Origin of the sequence: Paenibacillus sp. FSL K6-2862 (genome assembly GCF_038005125.1) — a bacterium.
In the GTDB taxonomy this organism is placed as follows: domain Bacteria; phylum Bacillota; class Bacilli; order Paenibacillales; family Paenibacillaceae; genus Paenibacillus; species Paenibacillus illinoisensis_A.
On record NZ_JBBOSN010000001.1, the window covers coordinates 1,423,185 to 1,438,019 of the forward strand.

16 protein-coding genes and 5 tRNA genes are annotated in these 14,835 nt (G+C 48.8%); 10 read left to right on the forward strand and 11 right to left on the reverse strand.

What is annotated here, in order from left to right:
• Positions 1-195 precede the first annotated feature (195 nt).
• Positions 196-2,415, forward strand: a complete 2,220-nt coding sequence (locus MHB82_RS06400; RefSeq protein ID WP_341174186.1) for a Tex family protein — start codon at positions 196-198, stop codon at positions 2,413-2,415.
• Positions 2,416-2,560: 145 nt separating this feature from the next.
• Here the strand turns inward: MHB82_RS06400 and cmpA are convergent, their stop codons facing one another.
• Entirely contained in the window at positions 2,561-2,704 is a 144-nt protein-coding gene (gene cmpA / locus MHB82_RS06405; protein WP_095289070.1) for a cortex morphogenetic protein CmpA, read from the reverse strand.
• A 209-nt stretch (positions 2,705-2,913) separates the two neighbouring features.
• Positions 2,914-3,270 carry a hydrolase/acyltransferase gene (locus MHB82_RS06410; protein WP_110821371.1) on the reverse strand — a complete coding sequence of 119 codons (357 nt, stop codon included), beginning with the start codon at positions 3,268-3,270 and terminating at the stop codon, positions 2,914-2,916.
• 120 nt (positions 3,271-3,390) lie between these two features.
• Here MHB82_RS06410 and MHB82_RS06415 point away from each other — a divergent pair, with 120 nt between their 5' ends.
• The 3 genes from MHB82_RS06415 (at position 3,391) to MHB82_RS06425 (ending at position 4,185) form a co-directional block, all read left to right on the forward strand.
• Positions 3,391-3,861 (forward strand): SprT family protein, encoded by a 471-nt coding sequence (locus tag MHB82_RS06415; protein ID WP_095289073.1) that lies wholly within the window; start codon positions 3,391-3,393, stop codon positions 3,859-3,861.
• 153 nt (positions 3,862-4,014) lie between these two features.
• Positions 4,015-4,090: transfer RNA gene (locus MHB82_RS06420), tRNA-Asn, on the forward strand.
• 6 nt (positions 4,091-4,096) lie between these two features.
• A tRNA-Ser gene (locus MHB82_RS06425) sits at positions 4,097-4,185 on the forward strand.
• 110 nt (positions 4,186-4,295) lie between these two features.
• Here the strand turns inward: MHB82_RS06425 and MHB82_RS06430 are convergent.
• A complete protein-coding gene (locus MHB82_RS06430) occupies positions 4,296-4,994 on the reverse strand; it encodes an ArsR/SmtB family transcription factor (protein WP_110821370.1) in 699 nt (232 codons plus the stop codon).
• Between the two features lie 150 nt (positions 4,995-5,144).
• Here MHB82_RS06430 and MHB82_RS06435 point away from each other — a divergent pair, with 150 nt between their 5' ends.
• The gene (locus tag MHB82_RS06435) at positions 5,145-5,744 is read left to right on the forward strand and encodes a flavin reductase family protein (protein ID WP_341176594.1); all 600 of its coding nucleotides are present in this window, start codon (positions 5,145-5,147) and stop codon (positions 5,742-5,744) included.
• A 259-nt stretch (positions 5,745-6,003) separates the two neighbouring features.
• The gene (locus MHB82_RS06440) at positions 6,004-6,675 is read left to right on the forward strand and encodes an MgtC/SapB family protein (protein ID WP_341174187.1); all 672 of its coding nucleotides are present in this window, start codon (positions 6,004-6,006) and stop codon (positions 6,673-6,675) included.
• A gap of 31 nt (positions 6,676-6,706) precedes the next feature.
• Here MHB82_RS06440 and MHB82_RS06445 read toward each other — a convergent pair whose 3' ends face one another.
• Positions 6,707-7,603, reverse strand: a complete 897-nt coding sequence (locus MHB82_RS06445; protein WP_095360637.1) for a Cof-type HAD-IIB family hydrolase — start codon at positions 7,601-7,603, stop codon at positions 6,707-6,709.
• A 4-nt stretch (positions 7,604-7,607) separates the two neighbouring features.
• The gene (locus MHB82_RS06450) at positions 7,608-8,384 is read right to left on the reverse strand and encodes a DeoR/GlpR family DNA-binding transcription regulator (RefSeq protein WP_095360636.1); all 777 of its coding nucleotides are present in this window, start codon (positions 8,382-8,384) and stop codon (positions 7,608-7,610) included.
• 317 nt (positions 8,385-8,701) lie between these two features.
• On the opposite strand from MHB82_RS06450, the gene MHB82_RS06455 reads away from it, so the two are divergent.
• The 4 genes from MHB82_RS06455 (at position 8,702) to MHB82_RS06470 (ending at position 9,668) form a co-directional block, all read left to right on the forward strand.
• Positions 8,702-8,773: transfer RNA gene (locus tag MHB82_RS06455), tRNA-Glu, on the forward strand.
• 89 nt (positions 8,774-8,862) lie between these two features.
• Positions 8,863-8,938, forward strand: a tRNA-Lys gene (locus MHB82_RS06460).
• A gap of 17 nt (positions 8,939-8,955) precedes the next feature.
• Positions 8,956-9,038: transfer RNA gene (locus tag MHB82_RS06465), tRNA-Leu, on the forward strand.
• Positions 9,039-9,251: 213 nt separating this feature from the next.
• Positions 9,252-9,668 carry a helix-turn-helix domain-containing protein gene (locus MHB82_RS06470; protein ID WP_095289152.1) on the forward strand — a complete coding sequence of 139 codons (417 nt, stop codon included), beginning with the start codon at positions 9,252-9,254 and terminating at the stop codon, positions 9,666-9,668.
• 119 nt (positions 9,669-9,787) lie between these two features.
• Here MHB82_RS06470 and MHB82_RS06475 read toward each other — a convergent pair whose 3' ends face one another.
• The 6 genes from MHB82_RS06475 to MHB82_RS06500 form a co-directional block, all read right to left on the reverse strand.
• Entirely contained in the window at positions 9,788-10,750 is a 963-nt protein-coding gene (locus tag MHB82_RS06475; RefSeq protein ID WP_341174188.1) for an urease accessory protein UreD, read from the reverse strand.
• Positions 10,665-11,387 (reverse strand): urease accessory protein UreG, encoded by a 723-nt coding sequence (gene ureG / locus MHB82_RS06480; RefSeq protein ID WP_095360634.1) that lies wholly within the window; start codon positions 11,385-11,387, stop codon positions 10,665-10,667. The genes MHB82_RS06475 and ureG overlap by 86 nt, the downstream gene beginning before the upstream one ends.
• Positions 11,388-11,451: 64 nt before the next feature.
• Positions 11,452-12,144, reverse strand: a complete 693-nt coding sequence (locus MHB82_RS06485) for an urease accessory protein UreF (RefSeq protein WP_341174189.1) — start codon at positions 12,142-12,144, stop codon at positions 11,452-11,454.
• Positions 12,145-12,303: 159 nt separating this feature from the next.
• Complete coding sequence (gene ureC, locus MHB82_RS06490; protein WP_095289158.1) at positions 12,304-14,022, reverse strand: urease subunit alpha; 1,719 nt, start codon at positions 14,020-14,022, stop codon at positions 12,304-12,306.
• Positions 14,019-14,408 carry an urease subunit beta gene (locus MHB82_RS06495; protein WP_183522701.1) on the reverse strand — a complete coding sequence of 130 codons (390 nt, stop codon included), beginning with the start codon at positions 14,406-14,408 and terminating at the stop codon, positions 14,019-14,021. Before MHB82_RS06495 ends, ureC begins: the two co-directional genes overlap by 4 nt.
• Before the next feature lie 18 nt (positions 14,409-14,426).
• The gene (locus MHB82_RS06500) at positions 14,427-14,768 is read right to left on the reverse strand and encodes an urease subunit gamma (RefSeq protein ID WP_375335118.1); all 342 of its coding nucleotides are present in this window, start codon (positions 14,766-14,768) and stop codon (positions 14,427-14,429) included.
• Positions 14,769-14,835 lie beyond the last annotated feature (67 nt).

Sequence of the window (14,835 nt, forward strand, 5' to 3'; positions counted from 1 at the left end):
ACGCGAAGCGATGAACCATAAACTTCACTGTAAGAACTTGTAACTGGTAGGAATGCTGGAAAACTGAGCGGGATTTTGTGATAATATAGGGAAGAGCAATCTGCATGAGTGCAGGTTCGATACTGTGATTACAGCAGCATAGCTGCCCTGAACATGCTTAATCTGAAACGATTCAGGAAGGAAAGAGGGATTTATTTGTCTGAACAGGGAACGGTTCTGGAACCCAATGAAGAAACAATAAAGGCAGAACGCCAGGAAAGAATCATCAAACAGGTAGCCAAGGAACTGTCACTGGCCTTGAAGCAGGTGCGCACGACGTCAGAGCTTCTGGAAGAAGGCAATACGATTCCGTTTATCGCCCGCTACCGTAAAGAAATGACTGGAGAGCTGGATGAGAACCAGCTGCGACTGATTGAGGAACGTCTTGTATATCTGCGTAACCTTGAGGATCGCAAAGTGGAAGTCATCCGTATTATAGAAGAACAAGGTAAATTGACGGGAGAACTAAAAAAGTCCATTACCCAGGCTGTAAAGCTGCAGGAGGTAGAGGATCTGTATCGTCCTTATCGCCAGAAGCGCAAAACACGTGCCAGCGTAGCCAAGGAAAAAGGTCTTGAACCCTTAGCTGTATGGATCTGGAGTCAACCGAAACAGGGGGATGTGCTCGAAGAAGCTGCGCGTTACATCAATGCAGAGCTTGGAGTGGATGATGCAGAAGCAGCTCTTCAGGGAGCCAAAGATATTCTCGCCGAGAACATCGCTGATGATGCTGCCATTCGTGCGTGGATTCGTCGCTATACGCTGGATCATGGCATGTTGACTTCGGAAGCGAAGGATGCGGAACAGGAATCGGTTTATGAGAACTACTATGATTATCGTGAATTGGCCAAAAAGATGCCTCCGCACCGGATTCTCGCCATTAACCGCGGGGAGCGCGAGAGCATTCTGAAAGTAGGTCTGGAGGTTCCGCCTGAACCGGCCCATCGTCATATGGAAGGTCAGATCATCAGAGGTGCATCTGCAGTACAGGATGTATTGCGCGCAGTTATTGAAGATGCCTACAAACGTCTGATTGCACCTTCAATTGAGCGCGAAGTCCGGGCAGAACTGACGGAAAAGGGAGAGAGCCAGGCAATATCCGTGTTTTCCGCCAATCTGCGTAACTTGCTGCTTCAGCCGCCGATTCATGGCAAACGTGTGCTTGGTGTCGACCCTGCTTATCGTACGGGCTGCAAACTGGCTGTAGTAGATGATACGGGCAAACTGCTGGAAGTCGCTGTTACGTACCCGACGCCACCACACAACAAAAAGCGCGAAGCAGCCGAGGTATTCCACCGGATGATCAAGCAGTATGACATCGGACTGATCGTTATCGGTAATGGTACAGCTTCCCGTGAAACGGAACAGTTTGTAGCCGAGATCATTCAGGAAAATGGCGATGAAAGTCTCGTGTACCTCATCGTTAATGAAGCAGGAGCAAGTGTGTATTCCGCTTCCAAGCTGGCGCAGGAGGAATTCCCGGATCTGGACGTAGCCGAACGCAGTGCAGCCTCCATTGCCCGTCGTGTACAGGATCCACTGGCTGAACTGGTGAAAATTGATCCAAAGGCCATTGGCGTAGGCCAATACCAGCATGACGTTTCTCAAAAGATTCTGGAGGAAAGTCTGAAAGCGGTCGTGGAATCAGCGGTTAACCATGTAGGCGTGGATGTGAATACGGCTTCGCCATCGTTGCTGTCCTATGTGGCCGGCGTGAATGCGACGATTGCCAAAAACATTGTGAAGTACCGCGAGGAAAACGGACGCTTTACGAACCGTCGTCAGCTGCAGAAGGTACCACGTCTGGGCGCCAAAACCTATGAACAATGTGTAGGTTTCATGCGCATTGGTGAAGGTGAGAATCCGCTGGATCGTACACCGATTCACCCGGAATCCTACAAGGTCGTCGATCAGTTGTTCAAAGAACTTCAGGTGGAACTGGACAAGTTGGGCAGCAAGGAGTTGTCTGTGCTTCTATCCGAACAGCAGCCTGAACAACTGGCTGTGAAACTGGACGTGGGTGTGCCTACACTGCGCGACATTCTCGACAGCTTACAGCGTCCGGGACGTGACCCTCGGGAAGAAATGCCGCTGCCTATTTTCCGTACGGATGTCCTTAAAATTGAGGATCTGGTTGAAGGCATGGAACTCCAAGGTACCGTTCGCAACGTAATTGATTTTGGTGCCTTCGTCGATATCGGGATCAAGAGTGATGGACTTGTCCATATTTCACAGCTGAGCAACGGTTACGTCAAGCATCCGATGGATGTTGTTTCTGTCGGTGATAATGTAACGGTATGGGTGTTGAATGTGGATACCAAAAAGGGCCGGGTCGGCCTGACCATGAAAAAGCCTGCTTCGAAGCAGACTTCGTAGTCCCATGACCCGAGAACAGCCTTCCCAGTTGTGGGAAGGCTGTTTGTTGTCGGCTCGAATGGTGTTGTCGACCTTTCCATATTCTTCGAATGAGTTAATATAGGAAGAGAGAATGGGCTGTATACATGAAGAGTGATGTCAGATTCTAGAGTTCACGATCCGCGCTGCGCGGTGTGCCATTTGCAGGTTTGTTTCGGTAAAAGAACCAGCATTCGTTCAGCAGCTTGATCTGTCTGCTGTCTTTCTTGTGAAATGCACGCATCAGTTGATTGCAAAGCCATTGAGGCAAAGGGATCTCCTCCTCTTGCATAATTCATCTGTACGTTAGCATATGTGGCAATAGCCTGGACTGTGCGGATTAAGCCGCGCGGAACGTGTAAAAAACATTGTCCGACTTGTCAACCGACCTGTCGATTCAGATAAAATAAAAAGCGCAAATCCAGTTACGGAAATGCGCTTACAGGTTAGGACGTGTACATTTAGAAAACGATAAATGAATCAGAGTGTTTCCATTTCTTCTTCGTACCATTGTTCGAGCTGAGCTTGAAGGGCCCGAATTTCGGTGAGTAAGGAAATCAAGGGATAATGCGTCTCGCGCAGTTTGGCGAAACTATGCTCAAGCGCATTGATGTAATCCAGCCCTCCGGTGATACTGAGCTGCTCGTTCAGAAGATCAAGGTCGTCACATTCAGCGATGGCCCAGGGCAGTACAGGTACATCCGCTGCAGTAAGTTTATCAATCTCTTTGTGCAGACGCAGGTTGAGTGCACTGAGTTGATAGGCGTAATCAGCGGGCATTTCAACAAACTCTAATTGCTGTTCCTGCTGCAGGATGACATAACGCATTGTAGGCATAACGTGTAATAATCTCCCCTCATACATTCTACTTGACAGTGTAGCCTACGAAACGGTTAAAATTCAAGTATTATACCGGAAAATGGAGCGGTCCAAGGGGTGAGAAAGGAGGGGAACCGAGTGGATAATGCTGAGCTGCAGCAGTGGATTGAGCAGGTATCGCTGGATCATTTCGGGGTTCCGTTTACCCACGAGGCCTTGTTTAATCGACGTCTGACGACAACCGGCGGCCGATATATGTTGAAGAGTCACCGAATTGAGATTAATCCACATCAGCTTGAGGCATACGGGCGGGATGAGGTCGAGAAAATTATAAAGCACGAATTGTGCCACTACCATCTGCATATTCGCGGACGCGGCTATCGCCACAGGGACCCAGAATTCAAGGCTCTTCTGCAAAAGGTAGGCGGTTCGAGGTTCTGTCAGTCTCTTCCGGATGGCAAGGGCAGAAAGCCGCAGCCTTATCGGTACAAGCTGGTATGCAAGAGCTGTGGAACAGAATATCTGCGTAAACGAAAAATGGATCCCAAACGTTACAGATGCGGCCGATGTGCCGGCAAGCTGGCTCTTCAAACCATCTCTAACGAGTAGTGTTCATCCTAATGGATATAACCGGCTTGAAGAGGGGATGCAATATACCGGTATGAGCTGTATTTTCTCCCTTTTTTACAGTTAGCAAGAAAGTATAGTTAAGATGTTGACTTGGCTTATTAATCATGATAAATTATGTTTATTCGAGATTATTCCCTGATAGCTCAGTTGGTAGAGCACTCGACTGTTAATCGAGTTGTCACAGGTTCGAGTCCTGTTCGGGGAGCCATTTCTTGGAGAGATACCCAAGTGGCTATAAGGGGACCCTCTGCTAAGGGGTTAGACTGCGTAAGCGGTGCGAGGGTTCGAATCCCTCTCTCTCCGTATTGAATACACGAATAGAATCCCCTTCACATGGACCGTTGATCGGTTCGTTGTGAAGGGGATTTTTTGGTGTAGATCTTCCTTTGGTGAGAGCTGCAACGTAAACCTGCCTACAGCGAGATTCCCAAAACCTCGTATAAACCCTTCTTGCCAGCATCCGTAACTTCAACAGAGCGGCTGCCAGGCTTCTTCCGGGTCCACTCGAGCTGCGAAAGTCTGCGTTCCAATTGTTCGCCCAGCAGTCCGGATATGTGGTGACGCCGCTCGCTCCAGTCCAGACATTTGCGGGCGATGGCACGTCTTGATCCCGGTTTAACCTGAAGATCAATGCCGAATGAAGTAAACCATTGTCTTCCTTTCTCTGTAATGTGATAATCCTTGGCCTGATCTGCTTCAGGCTCCAGTAGATATTCCTCCCGCAACAATGCATCGCACAGTGCAATCCCAAGCTTACCAGCAAGGTGTCCATAACAGGTACGAGCAAAGCTAAGATGCTGGAGCTGATTGGACTGTTTGAGTGACCTCACCTGAACAGGAGGGGCGATACTGCCCATCGTTTCAATCAGAAAGGCAATCTCCTGGCCAGCCAACCGGAAGTATCGATGCCGGCCTTGCCGTTCAACAACTAGCAGCCCGCCTTCTACAAGTTTGGCAAGGTGGTTGCTCGCGGTTTGAGGTGTGACACCAGCCATATAGGCAAGCTCGCCTGCAGGCAGGGCCTGTCCACCCAGTAGTGCTTCGAGAAAGACAGCGCGACTCGGATCGGCAATTAATGACGCGATAACAGATATATTTGGATATGCATTCATACTTCGATGATACTTGAACTGTTGGCGTATTACAATTGGGACAGGCCACCGCAGACTTCAAACATTGAGGGGCCAAGTATGTGAGACAGGAGATGGAGCAAACCAATGAATTTCGAAAACGCGAGTAAACGATCTGCTGAGGAGGTAGTAATGGACCAGCATGAGACAATTAACCCAAGCATTTTATATTATGGAACACCCGTACTTCTCTTGAGCACCTTAAACGAGGATGGGTCAACGAACCTGTCGCCATTGTCCTCTTCCTGGGCGTTGGGAGATTGTCTTGTTCTCGGCTTGGGCATCCAGGGAAAAGCCTATGAGAACTTGAAAAGACATCCTGAATGTGTCATAAATTTGCCGGATGCGTCCATGTGGAGAGCAGTCGAATCTCTGGGGCGTTATACGGGTACATATCCGGTTCCTGAGGAGAAAAGACAGATGGGCTATGAATTTTGTTCGGAGAAATTTGAAGCAGCCGGGTTAACCGCTCAGGATTCGCTTCGGGTTAAACCTCTGAGAATAGCCGAGTGTCCGCTTCAGATTGAGGCATCTGTACAGCATATCCGTACCCCAGAGCATACGCCTTTTATGGCTGTAGTCGAAGTGAAATCGCTGGAGGTACATGCACATAAGAAGCTTATATCTGGACTGAATAAAATTGATCCGGCAAAGTGGAACCCGTTAATCTATAATTTCCGCCATTATTACGGATTAGGAGAGCGACAAGGGGAGAACTTCCGAGCTGAATAGGTATCGCTGGAAACAGAAAGGATAGAATCATACCATTTTTGTAATTATGGGTAATAAGAGAAATTTAAGTGGAGGCCGTACAGGTCTCTTTTTTTTGTGCCTACTGAAATAGAAGGAAGTTGCTGTGTGGATTAATTATTGGAGAGGAAATGGGTAAATAGTAAAGAAGGATACATGTAAGCATATACATAAGCATATTGCATTAATTCAGTAAGTGAAGGTCCATCTGCAAAATGCTGACATAAGAGAGGTGATGAGAATGGAAATGGAATACTTGATGCGAGTTCTCATAGCGGGGATCTGCGGGGTCCTTATCGGGTATGAACGCAAAAACCGGATGAAAGAAGCGGGAATACGGACTCATTTTGTGGTCGCTGTTGGTGCAGCGTTAATGATGATTGTCTCAAAGTATGGATTTCAGGATCAGGCAGGCTGGGCTAATCTGTCGCTTGATCCTTCCCGGATTGCAGCACAGGTGGTTAGTGGTGTGGGCTTTATTGGGGCCGGTATGATCTTCACGCAGCGCCATACCGTCCGGGGATTGACGACAGCCGCTGGTATCTGGGCAACGGCAGGCATGGGACTGGCTGTAGGTGCTGGACTCTATTGGACGGGAGCAGGTGTAACCCTGCTGATCGTGCTCGCACAGATGCTGCTGCATCGGCCGACACGCTGGCTGGTTTCCGCGAGAACAGAAACGTTAACCATTCGCCTGGAGCAGGAAGCAGACAGCCTGAAAGCCATATTGGCACTGCTGGGGCAGGAAAAGATTTCGGTCATCGGATTCAGGACGGAACAACAAACAAGCACAGGCTCGGCTCAGGAGACTGTGCTTGAATTCACCGTTCAGATGCCCGGGTCCTTCCGGGGAGAACAGTTGATTGTGCTGCTGCAGGATGTGCCGCATGTGAGATCATTCGAGTTAAAGTGAGAGCTCGTGCGATTTCCTGACAGGACCGAATTTATTGACCGCCTTCAGCAACGATTTCGGGCCGGGAGATCGGTTTGCCGTCCAGTACAGAGTGAATGGCATGGGCTACACCGTGTTCCACATTGGTCAATGTTATAGCTTTGGCAAGGGCTTGAATCTCCGGTTCACCATTGCCCATGGCGATGCCGAGTCCGGCCATTTTCAACATGGAAACATCATTGAAATTGTCGCCGATAGCTGCCGTATCTTCCATGGAGACATTGAGATGGGCTGCCAGTTTAGTGAGAGCATTGCCTTTGGACACATCGGGATGCTGCATTTCGAAATTGTGTTCAGAGGATACCACCATTGCGACATCCGATCTGGAGGCAAAGTAGGCTCTTCCTTTCTGCAATTGATCCGGGTCAAGTGAGAAAGCCATAATGTTGTAAATGTAAGCTTCTGCAGGAATCTCCTGATGGGAATGAACGCGATGGTAGTCTTTCTTGTCGTAATGCTTCTTAACGGCGCGAATCAGGCGCTCAACGTCCTCGCCAGGACTTGTTCCCAGGATACGGTCCATCTCGGCAAGCATCGTATCATGGCTGCTGATTGGGGCGTATATTCCCTGCTGAGTGGACGCTTCATAATAGCACTCATGATCTTCGAGCCACTGCATGACTGATGCTGCTGTCTCACGTTCGAGCGGAAGATGATACAGACGGTTCCCTTCAGCGTCATGAATCGTGGCACCATTGGACCCAATGACAGGAGTGTTAATCCCGCCTTCTTGGCAAATGCCGACAACGTCCGAATAGACGCGTCCCGTTGCAATTGTAACTTTTAATCCTTCTTGCTGGGCCCGGTGAATAGCGGCTGCATTTTCCGGGCTAATCTGACTGTCTCTGTTTAGCAGTGTTCCATCCAAATCCGTAGCAAATAATTTCATCACCTTACAACTCCTTATCTTCTGTTGGTTCAGGAATGAGAATCTCAACCTGTTGTTCATTCAAAAAGTTACGCCATTCGTCTGATGGCCATTGGTCGGTAATCAGTACATCAATCAGTGACCAGTCGGCAAAACGGTACCCGTAACGTTTATCAAATTTGGAATGATCTGCGAGCACGAAGACTTCTTTGGCCGCCTGCATCATTTTTTGCTTAATCTTGCCTTCTTCTTCGGAAGCACTGAATCCATCCATCGTAATCCCGCCAATACCGATAAAGGCTTTATCCACGTAATAATGAGAGAGTGTTTCGATCACCGAGGCGCCGTAAACATAACGTTGTTCCTTGTCGACTTTGCCGCCAAGTAAACGAATATGGACAGCCGAGTGATTGGAGAGAAGATCTGCGGAATGAATGGAATTGGTGATGACTGTACATGACTTTCCATTCAGATGCTCAGCACAAGCCTGCACCGTCGTGGAAGAATCCAAAATGATGTTTTCACCTTGGCGGACCATGGCTGCAGCGAGTTTGCCTATAGCCCTTTTTTCTTCCGAAACATGGAGCAGGCGATCCTTGTATGAGATATATTCACGGGGAGGAGAGGGGAGGATGGCGCCGCCCCGTGTTCGGATAATGGCGTCTTGTTCTTCCAGCTTAATCAGATCCCTTCGAGCCGTGTCCCGTGAGACGTCAAAAAGGGTAACGATCTCGTCTGCCGAGATCCGGTTGTGTTTGCGAAGATGTTCAATAATCAGCTGCATTCGTTCTTCCTGAAACAATCATGCCGCCTCCTTACTAATGAGTGACCGTACTACTGATAACCTAATTATAAGTATTTGTAATTTGATTTGCAATATTTTAAGTGAACATAAGTTTTTATAAGTGTTTTGATATTACTTTAACATGATTTAATGATTCTGATGACATTGATATGAAATTCAGATCTCTCAGATGGTAGAGCCAGTTAAACGAGCCTAAATTTTATTGAAAAATGATCTTTAAAAAACGCTAGATAAAAAAATAAAAAAGTGTTGCACTATTTTTATGTGGTGTGGTATACTCATTCTTGTCGCCAAGAAAGACAACTCGTTAACAAGGCCCGTTGGTCAAGGGGTTAAGACACCTCCCTTTCACGGAGGTAACAGGGGTTCGAATCCCCTACGGGTCATATCTTCACCACCTTTTTAATAAGGAAACCTCGCAAGTCATTGTTCTTAAAACAAGAGATGATATGGCACATCGGTGAAGTTACAGCAAGAGCCATTAGCTCAGTTGGTAGAGCACCTGACTTTTAATCAGGGTGTCGAAGGTTCGAGCCCTTCATGGCTCACCATTTATACATTTGAATATGCGGTCGTGGTGGAATGGCAGACACGCTATCTTGAGGGGGTAGTGGGTGTATACCCGTGGAGGTTCGAGTCCTCTCGACCGCATTACATGTAAACGTTAAGGGAATAGACTCTCGTGGATATCCATGAGAGTTTATTTTTATTTTTTTCATATATCTATGTGAAAACTGCTCATGGATGAAGAAGGGCTGAGGATTAATATCTGTTGTGGTATAATTGTCTATATAATGTTGCCGGAGAATTACGTTATGGTGCAAGATATGGATTTTAGATATTATGGTTGGAAGGCGGTCCTGTATGCAGTCGATATATGAGCGAATTGAACACCTGATTGCCGAGCGAGGGATGACAAAGAAAGCATTCTGTCAACAACTGAAGATCAGCACCGGGAATCTGGGTGATTGGAAACGTGGAAAGTCGATTCCAAGCACGAATAAATTGATTGAGATCGCTGCGTTTTTTGATGTGAGTCTGGACTGGCTCATGATTGGACGTCCATCCAAGGAAGCGATGGTACGGGAAAAACGGGAGGATTATTTTTTTGGCGTGTTGCGGCAATTGGATTGCCAGGAGAGTGAATTATCAACCGAAGAGCAGTCTTTTATCAGCGAATATATTGAATTTACCCGTTATCGCAAGTCCAAGGAAAGTAGAAATGCTGCTGACTTTCGATATAAAGAAGATGATAAACCTGAAACGGATGAATCGATCTAATGCAAAACCTCTGAATCAATCCGGATGATTTCCGGAAATGTTCAGAGGTTTTTTTTGTATTCATGTGAGATGATTGTAGTCGTCTTCATCTCTGACTTCATCAAATTATGATGTGCAGTTCATTTGCGAAACGTAAGATTCTCGTTGCCTAACAGCTGCGGTCGAATGGTGTTCCAAATGTGCAGGCATTGTTCCTGAAGTTCCCAGGCAGCCATGCCGAGCAAACGGACGCCGATCCCTCCGCTCGCGAGCAGGCTTGCACCAGCGAGCATTCGACCATCCGGAGGCAGTGCAGACCTGATGTTTTCCAGTTCCGCTGTCCCCAGTCCAGGAGCGATCATCCACAGGGCCGCAGTATGGGTGAAATCCAGCAATGCAGCTGATTTTTGTGGATCATCGCGTGAAGGTTCCATTCCGAATCGGTCCCACACAGCAAGCTGGTCCCCTTGCCATATTTCGGTTGAATTTCGATATTTGCTGAACTCAAAAGCCTCACCCCTGTGAATTCGTCCGGCTGACCAAACATCCGCATAAGCGAGAATAGCCTGTTCTTCCAGATGGAAGGTGGCGGTAAGCGAAGAAGAACTACCTTTGAATGGGATTACACATTCCGGGAAGTATTCTAGCACAGCACCTTTCCTGATCTGGAAGTGATGGTTGACCGACGAGGGAAGTGAAGGCGTAGGATGAAGGCGTGTCGCTGATGTACTGCTCAGCATCACATGGGTGCCTTCACCCAAATGCCACTCGGAATGATAATGATCCCCGTTAAGAACACCGGGAGAGACGTCTGATGTGTAGAGGCATAACCCATTGCTGTTCCCCGGTGGGCGAAAGGAGCGACTGAACCGGAGAGGTGCGCTATAATAACGATCTGTCATGATCGTACGTCCCTCTTGAAGGGCAAATGTGGCTCGAAGCTCGCTGCGTCGTATCACCGCTCCTTCAGCACGAATGCCCAACTTCATTTCGGCTCCTTCTGATACGGGGGATGAATTAATGGCTGTGGGCTGAGCCGTGGTCATGGCTGTGTGAATGCAGATGCGCAGCGGCTGCATCGTCATCCATGTATTGGTGCTCAAGCCAGTGAATGATCTCGGATACACCCTCACCGCTCATGAGATTCGACATCACATATGGGCGACCTTCGCGTACCCGCTCGGTATCATCCTTCATCACCTGTAAACTTGCGCCAACATAAGGTGCAAGGTCTGTTTTGTTGATCAGCAGCAGGTCTGAGCGGGTAATGCCTGGACCGCCTTTGCGAGGCAGTTTTTCCCCTTGGGCAACGTCAATGATGTAGATGAACACATCTGCAAGTTCCGGACTGAATGCAGCAGAGAGGTTATCGCCGCCGCTCTCAATGAAGATTAATTGCAGATCAGGAAAACGCTCGACCAATTCGTCTACGGCTTCAAAATTCATTGAGGCATCTTCTCGAATGGCTGTATGCGGACATCCGCCTGTTTCAACGCCAATAATGCGTTCTGGCGCAAGAGCGTTCTGGCGCAGCAGGATTTCGGCGTCTTCCTTGGTATAAATATCGTTTGTGATGACGGCCAGACTATAGCGTGTACGCAGCGCCTTCGACAGCTTCTCCACAAGGGCAGTTTTGCCAGAGCCTACCGGGCCTCCAATACCAATTCGCATTGGTCTGCTGCGATCAAATGCCTTACGTTCCCACTCCGGATGATGCGTATGATTAGCTCCTCCACACATAACAAATTCCTCCTTGGATTATCGGCTGATTTTAATAGAAAGTTGTAGCTTATAAATATGGATATCAGGACATAAACAGGCGGGCTGGTAAGCTTTCGTGCCGCATGGCGTAGATTTCCTGGGCAATACCGAAACTGTGCATATCTTCGGGGTTGTCATCCCGAATTCGAATCCATTCGGAGTCGATATCATCGAGCAGTTTCTGAATGAGCATCTGTGCCTCGGTTTGCCCAATCGGCAGGAGGCGCAGTGCGCTGTTGACATAAGCGTTCACTGAGGTATACAAATGACCGGTAACGGCCTCGTCTAATCCGATTTTCAACTGATAAAGGATATAACCGTGAATGGTGGTAATCCCGCAATAGGCACCATGCGTCTGCACAGCTTCATCAATAAGCGAGAAGTCCATCCAAGGATAGAGAGAACGGGCAAGTTTCAGCAGCCGCTTTCCCATCTTATGGCCGCTTTCCCTAATCTCCCGGGGGGTTCGCTGGGCGTGAACCCGCTTATCATAGAGAGCAAGTAGAGCGGAGTCTTGTTCCTCCATTGCTTGGTAAACGCCTTTGATAGCAAGTCCATCGATCCGAATCAGGCTGGAGTGAAGCTGGCTGCGAATGAATTGTTCAAGCTCGGTGATTGTTCGAATGGTGCCGTCATGCGTGTATGCTTCCAGACCGAAAGAGTGGGAGAACCCGCCGATGGGCAGGGCCGAGTCGAGCAGTTGAACGTATCGAAGAAGCTTTGTACCACTTTGCATCATGCCAAGCGTCCTTTCTTTGCTTCTGTCTTATTTCCCTTCCAACCAAAATCCGATATAAAAATAATGTAAGGATATAGATTGGACATGATTTTACACAATAATGAAGAGGGTAGTACGAACCTGAAGAAGTGAAACGCTTGCCTTTATCACTAGATGTCAAAACATGAAGTAGCGCTGTGCCATCGGCAGCTCATCCGCAGGTTCGCAGGTAAGCAGTACCCCATCGGCTCGAACCTCATACGTCTCAGGGTCGACTTCAATATGAGGTGTCACATCGTTGTGGATCATATCCTTTTTACTCACTGAGCGGCAACCTTTGACGGCTTCCACGCGCTTGTTTAATCCAAGTGTCTCCTTGATGCCTGCATCAGCAGCAGCTTGGGATACGAAAGTAATGGACCCTTTGGCAATAGCTCCACCGTATGACCCGAACATCGGTCTGCCGAACACGGGCTGAGGCGTCGGGATGGAGGCGTTGGGATCACCCATCTGAGCGAAAGTGATCATACCGCCTTTGATCACCATCTCGGGTTTGACCCCAAAATAGGCAGGATTCCAGATGATCAGATCGGCTAGCTTGCCCACTTCCACAGAACCGACGATATGGCTGATGCCATGAGCGATGGCAGGGTTGATCGTATATTTGGCGACATATCTTTTGATGCGGTCGTTGTCGGAAGGGGAATCTGATTTCAATTCCAGCTTGCCGCGCTGTTTCTTCATTTTGTCTGCGGTCTGCCAGGTACGGATAATGACCTCGCCTACCCGGCCCATGGCCTGGGAGTCAGAGCTGATAATGCTGAAGACACCGAGATCATGCAGAATGTCTTCTGCCGCAATGGTCTCTGGGCGAATCCGGGAATCGGCAAAAGCGACATCCTCTGGAATTGCCGGATCCAAATGATGGCATACCATCAACATATCGAGATGTTCTTCAACTGTATTCCTCGTATAAGGACGCGTGGGGTTGGTTGAAGAAGGAATCACGTACGATTCACCTGCAGCACGGATAATGTCTGGTGCGTGTCCGCCGCCTGCGCCTTCCGTATGATACGTGTGAATCGTGCGGCCGTTAATGGCGGCAAGGGTATTCTCCAGAAAACCAGTCTCATTCAGGGTATCGGTATGAATAGCTACCTGGATATCATGCTCTCCGGCGGCAGTCAGGCACGCGTCAATGGCACTCGGGGTTGTCCCCCAATCCTCGTGCAATTTCAAGCCAATGACACCAGCTTCAATCTGTTCAATGAGTGGAGCGGTGGTTGAACTATTGCCCTTACCCAGATAACCAATATTCATAGGAAAGGCTTCGGCGGACTCCAGCATGCGATGAATATGCCAGGCTCCAGGTGTGCAGGTCGTTGCTTTGGTGCCTGTCGCTGGTCCTGTACCTCCGCCGATCATGGTAGTTACTCCGGAAGACAGGGCAGTTTGAATCTGCTGCGGACAAATAAAATGAATGTGGGTATCGATTCCGCCTGCGGTGACAATCATGCCTTCGCCGGCGATGATCTCGGTTGAAGCGCCAATCACAAGGAGTGGATCGACCCCGTCCATCGTATCCGGATTACCGGATTTGCCAATCGCACAGATGATTCCGTCGCGGATGCCAATATCTGCTTTTACAATACCCCAATGATCGATAATGATGGCGTTCGTAATGACAGTATCCGGCGTACCGTGGCTGCGAAGAGCGGTTGCGGACTGGCCCATGCCGTCCCGGATGACTTTTCCGCCTCCGAATTTGCTCTCATCCCCGTATACAGCGTAATCATGCTCAATCTCTGCCCAGAGCTCCGTATCTGCCAGTCTTACGGCATCCCCGGTTGTTGGACCGAACATGGAAGCATATTGTTCACGAGACATGCGTTTCATGCTGAATCTCCTCCATCCTGTGATGGCGTGGGGGCAAAAGCCTTGAGGAAGGCTTCGAGTTTCTGCGGGTCTGGAGGCTGGTCTGCCGACCCTTCTGTTAATCCGTTAAATCCATAAATCTGTCGTTTGCCGCCAAAAGTGGTGAGTTCAACCGGCTTTTCTTCCCCGGGTTCGAAACGAACGGCGGTGCCTGCAGGGATATGCAAACGATGTCCGAACGCTGCGGTGCGGTCGAAGTCCAGAGCGGCATTTACTTCATAGAAGTGAACATGAGAACCGACCTGCACGGGTCGATCACCGCGGTTCAAGACCATTAATCGTATCGTTTGGCGATCGGGATGACAGACAATCTCATCCGGTTTCAATCGATATTCGCCTGGAATCATGGCATTCTCCTGCCTTTCTCAGCGTATGGGTTCATGCACGGTAACCAACTTGGTCCCGTCAGGGAATGTAGCTTCCACCTGTACCTCGGGAATCATATCGGCAACTCCCTCCATACAATCATCCCGTGTAAGGATTGTACCGCCATATCTCATCAAATCCGCTACGCTCATTCCATCCCGCGCTCGTTCCATGAGCTCGGAGGTTAACAAAGCGATGGCTTCGGGAACATTTAGCTTCAATCCGCGTCCTCTGCGTTCGCGGGCGAGATTGGCGGCTACGGTAATCAGCAGTTTTTCTTTTTCCTGCTCCGTCCAGTGCAAGGGCCATCCGACCTTTCCCATAAAAGTATATATCTTCATGTATCATGTTATATGTTAAATATACTCACACAGGGTGACCCTTTGTCAATAAGGTTTGAAACATATT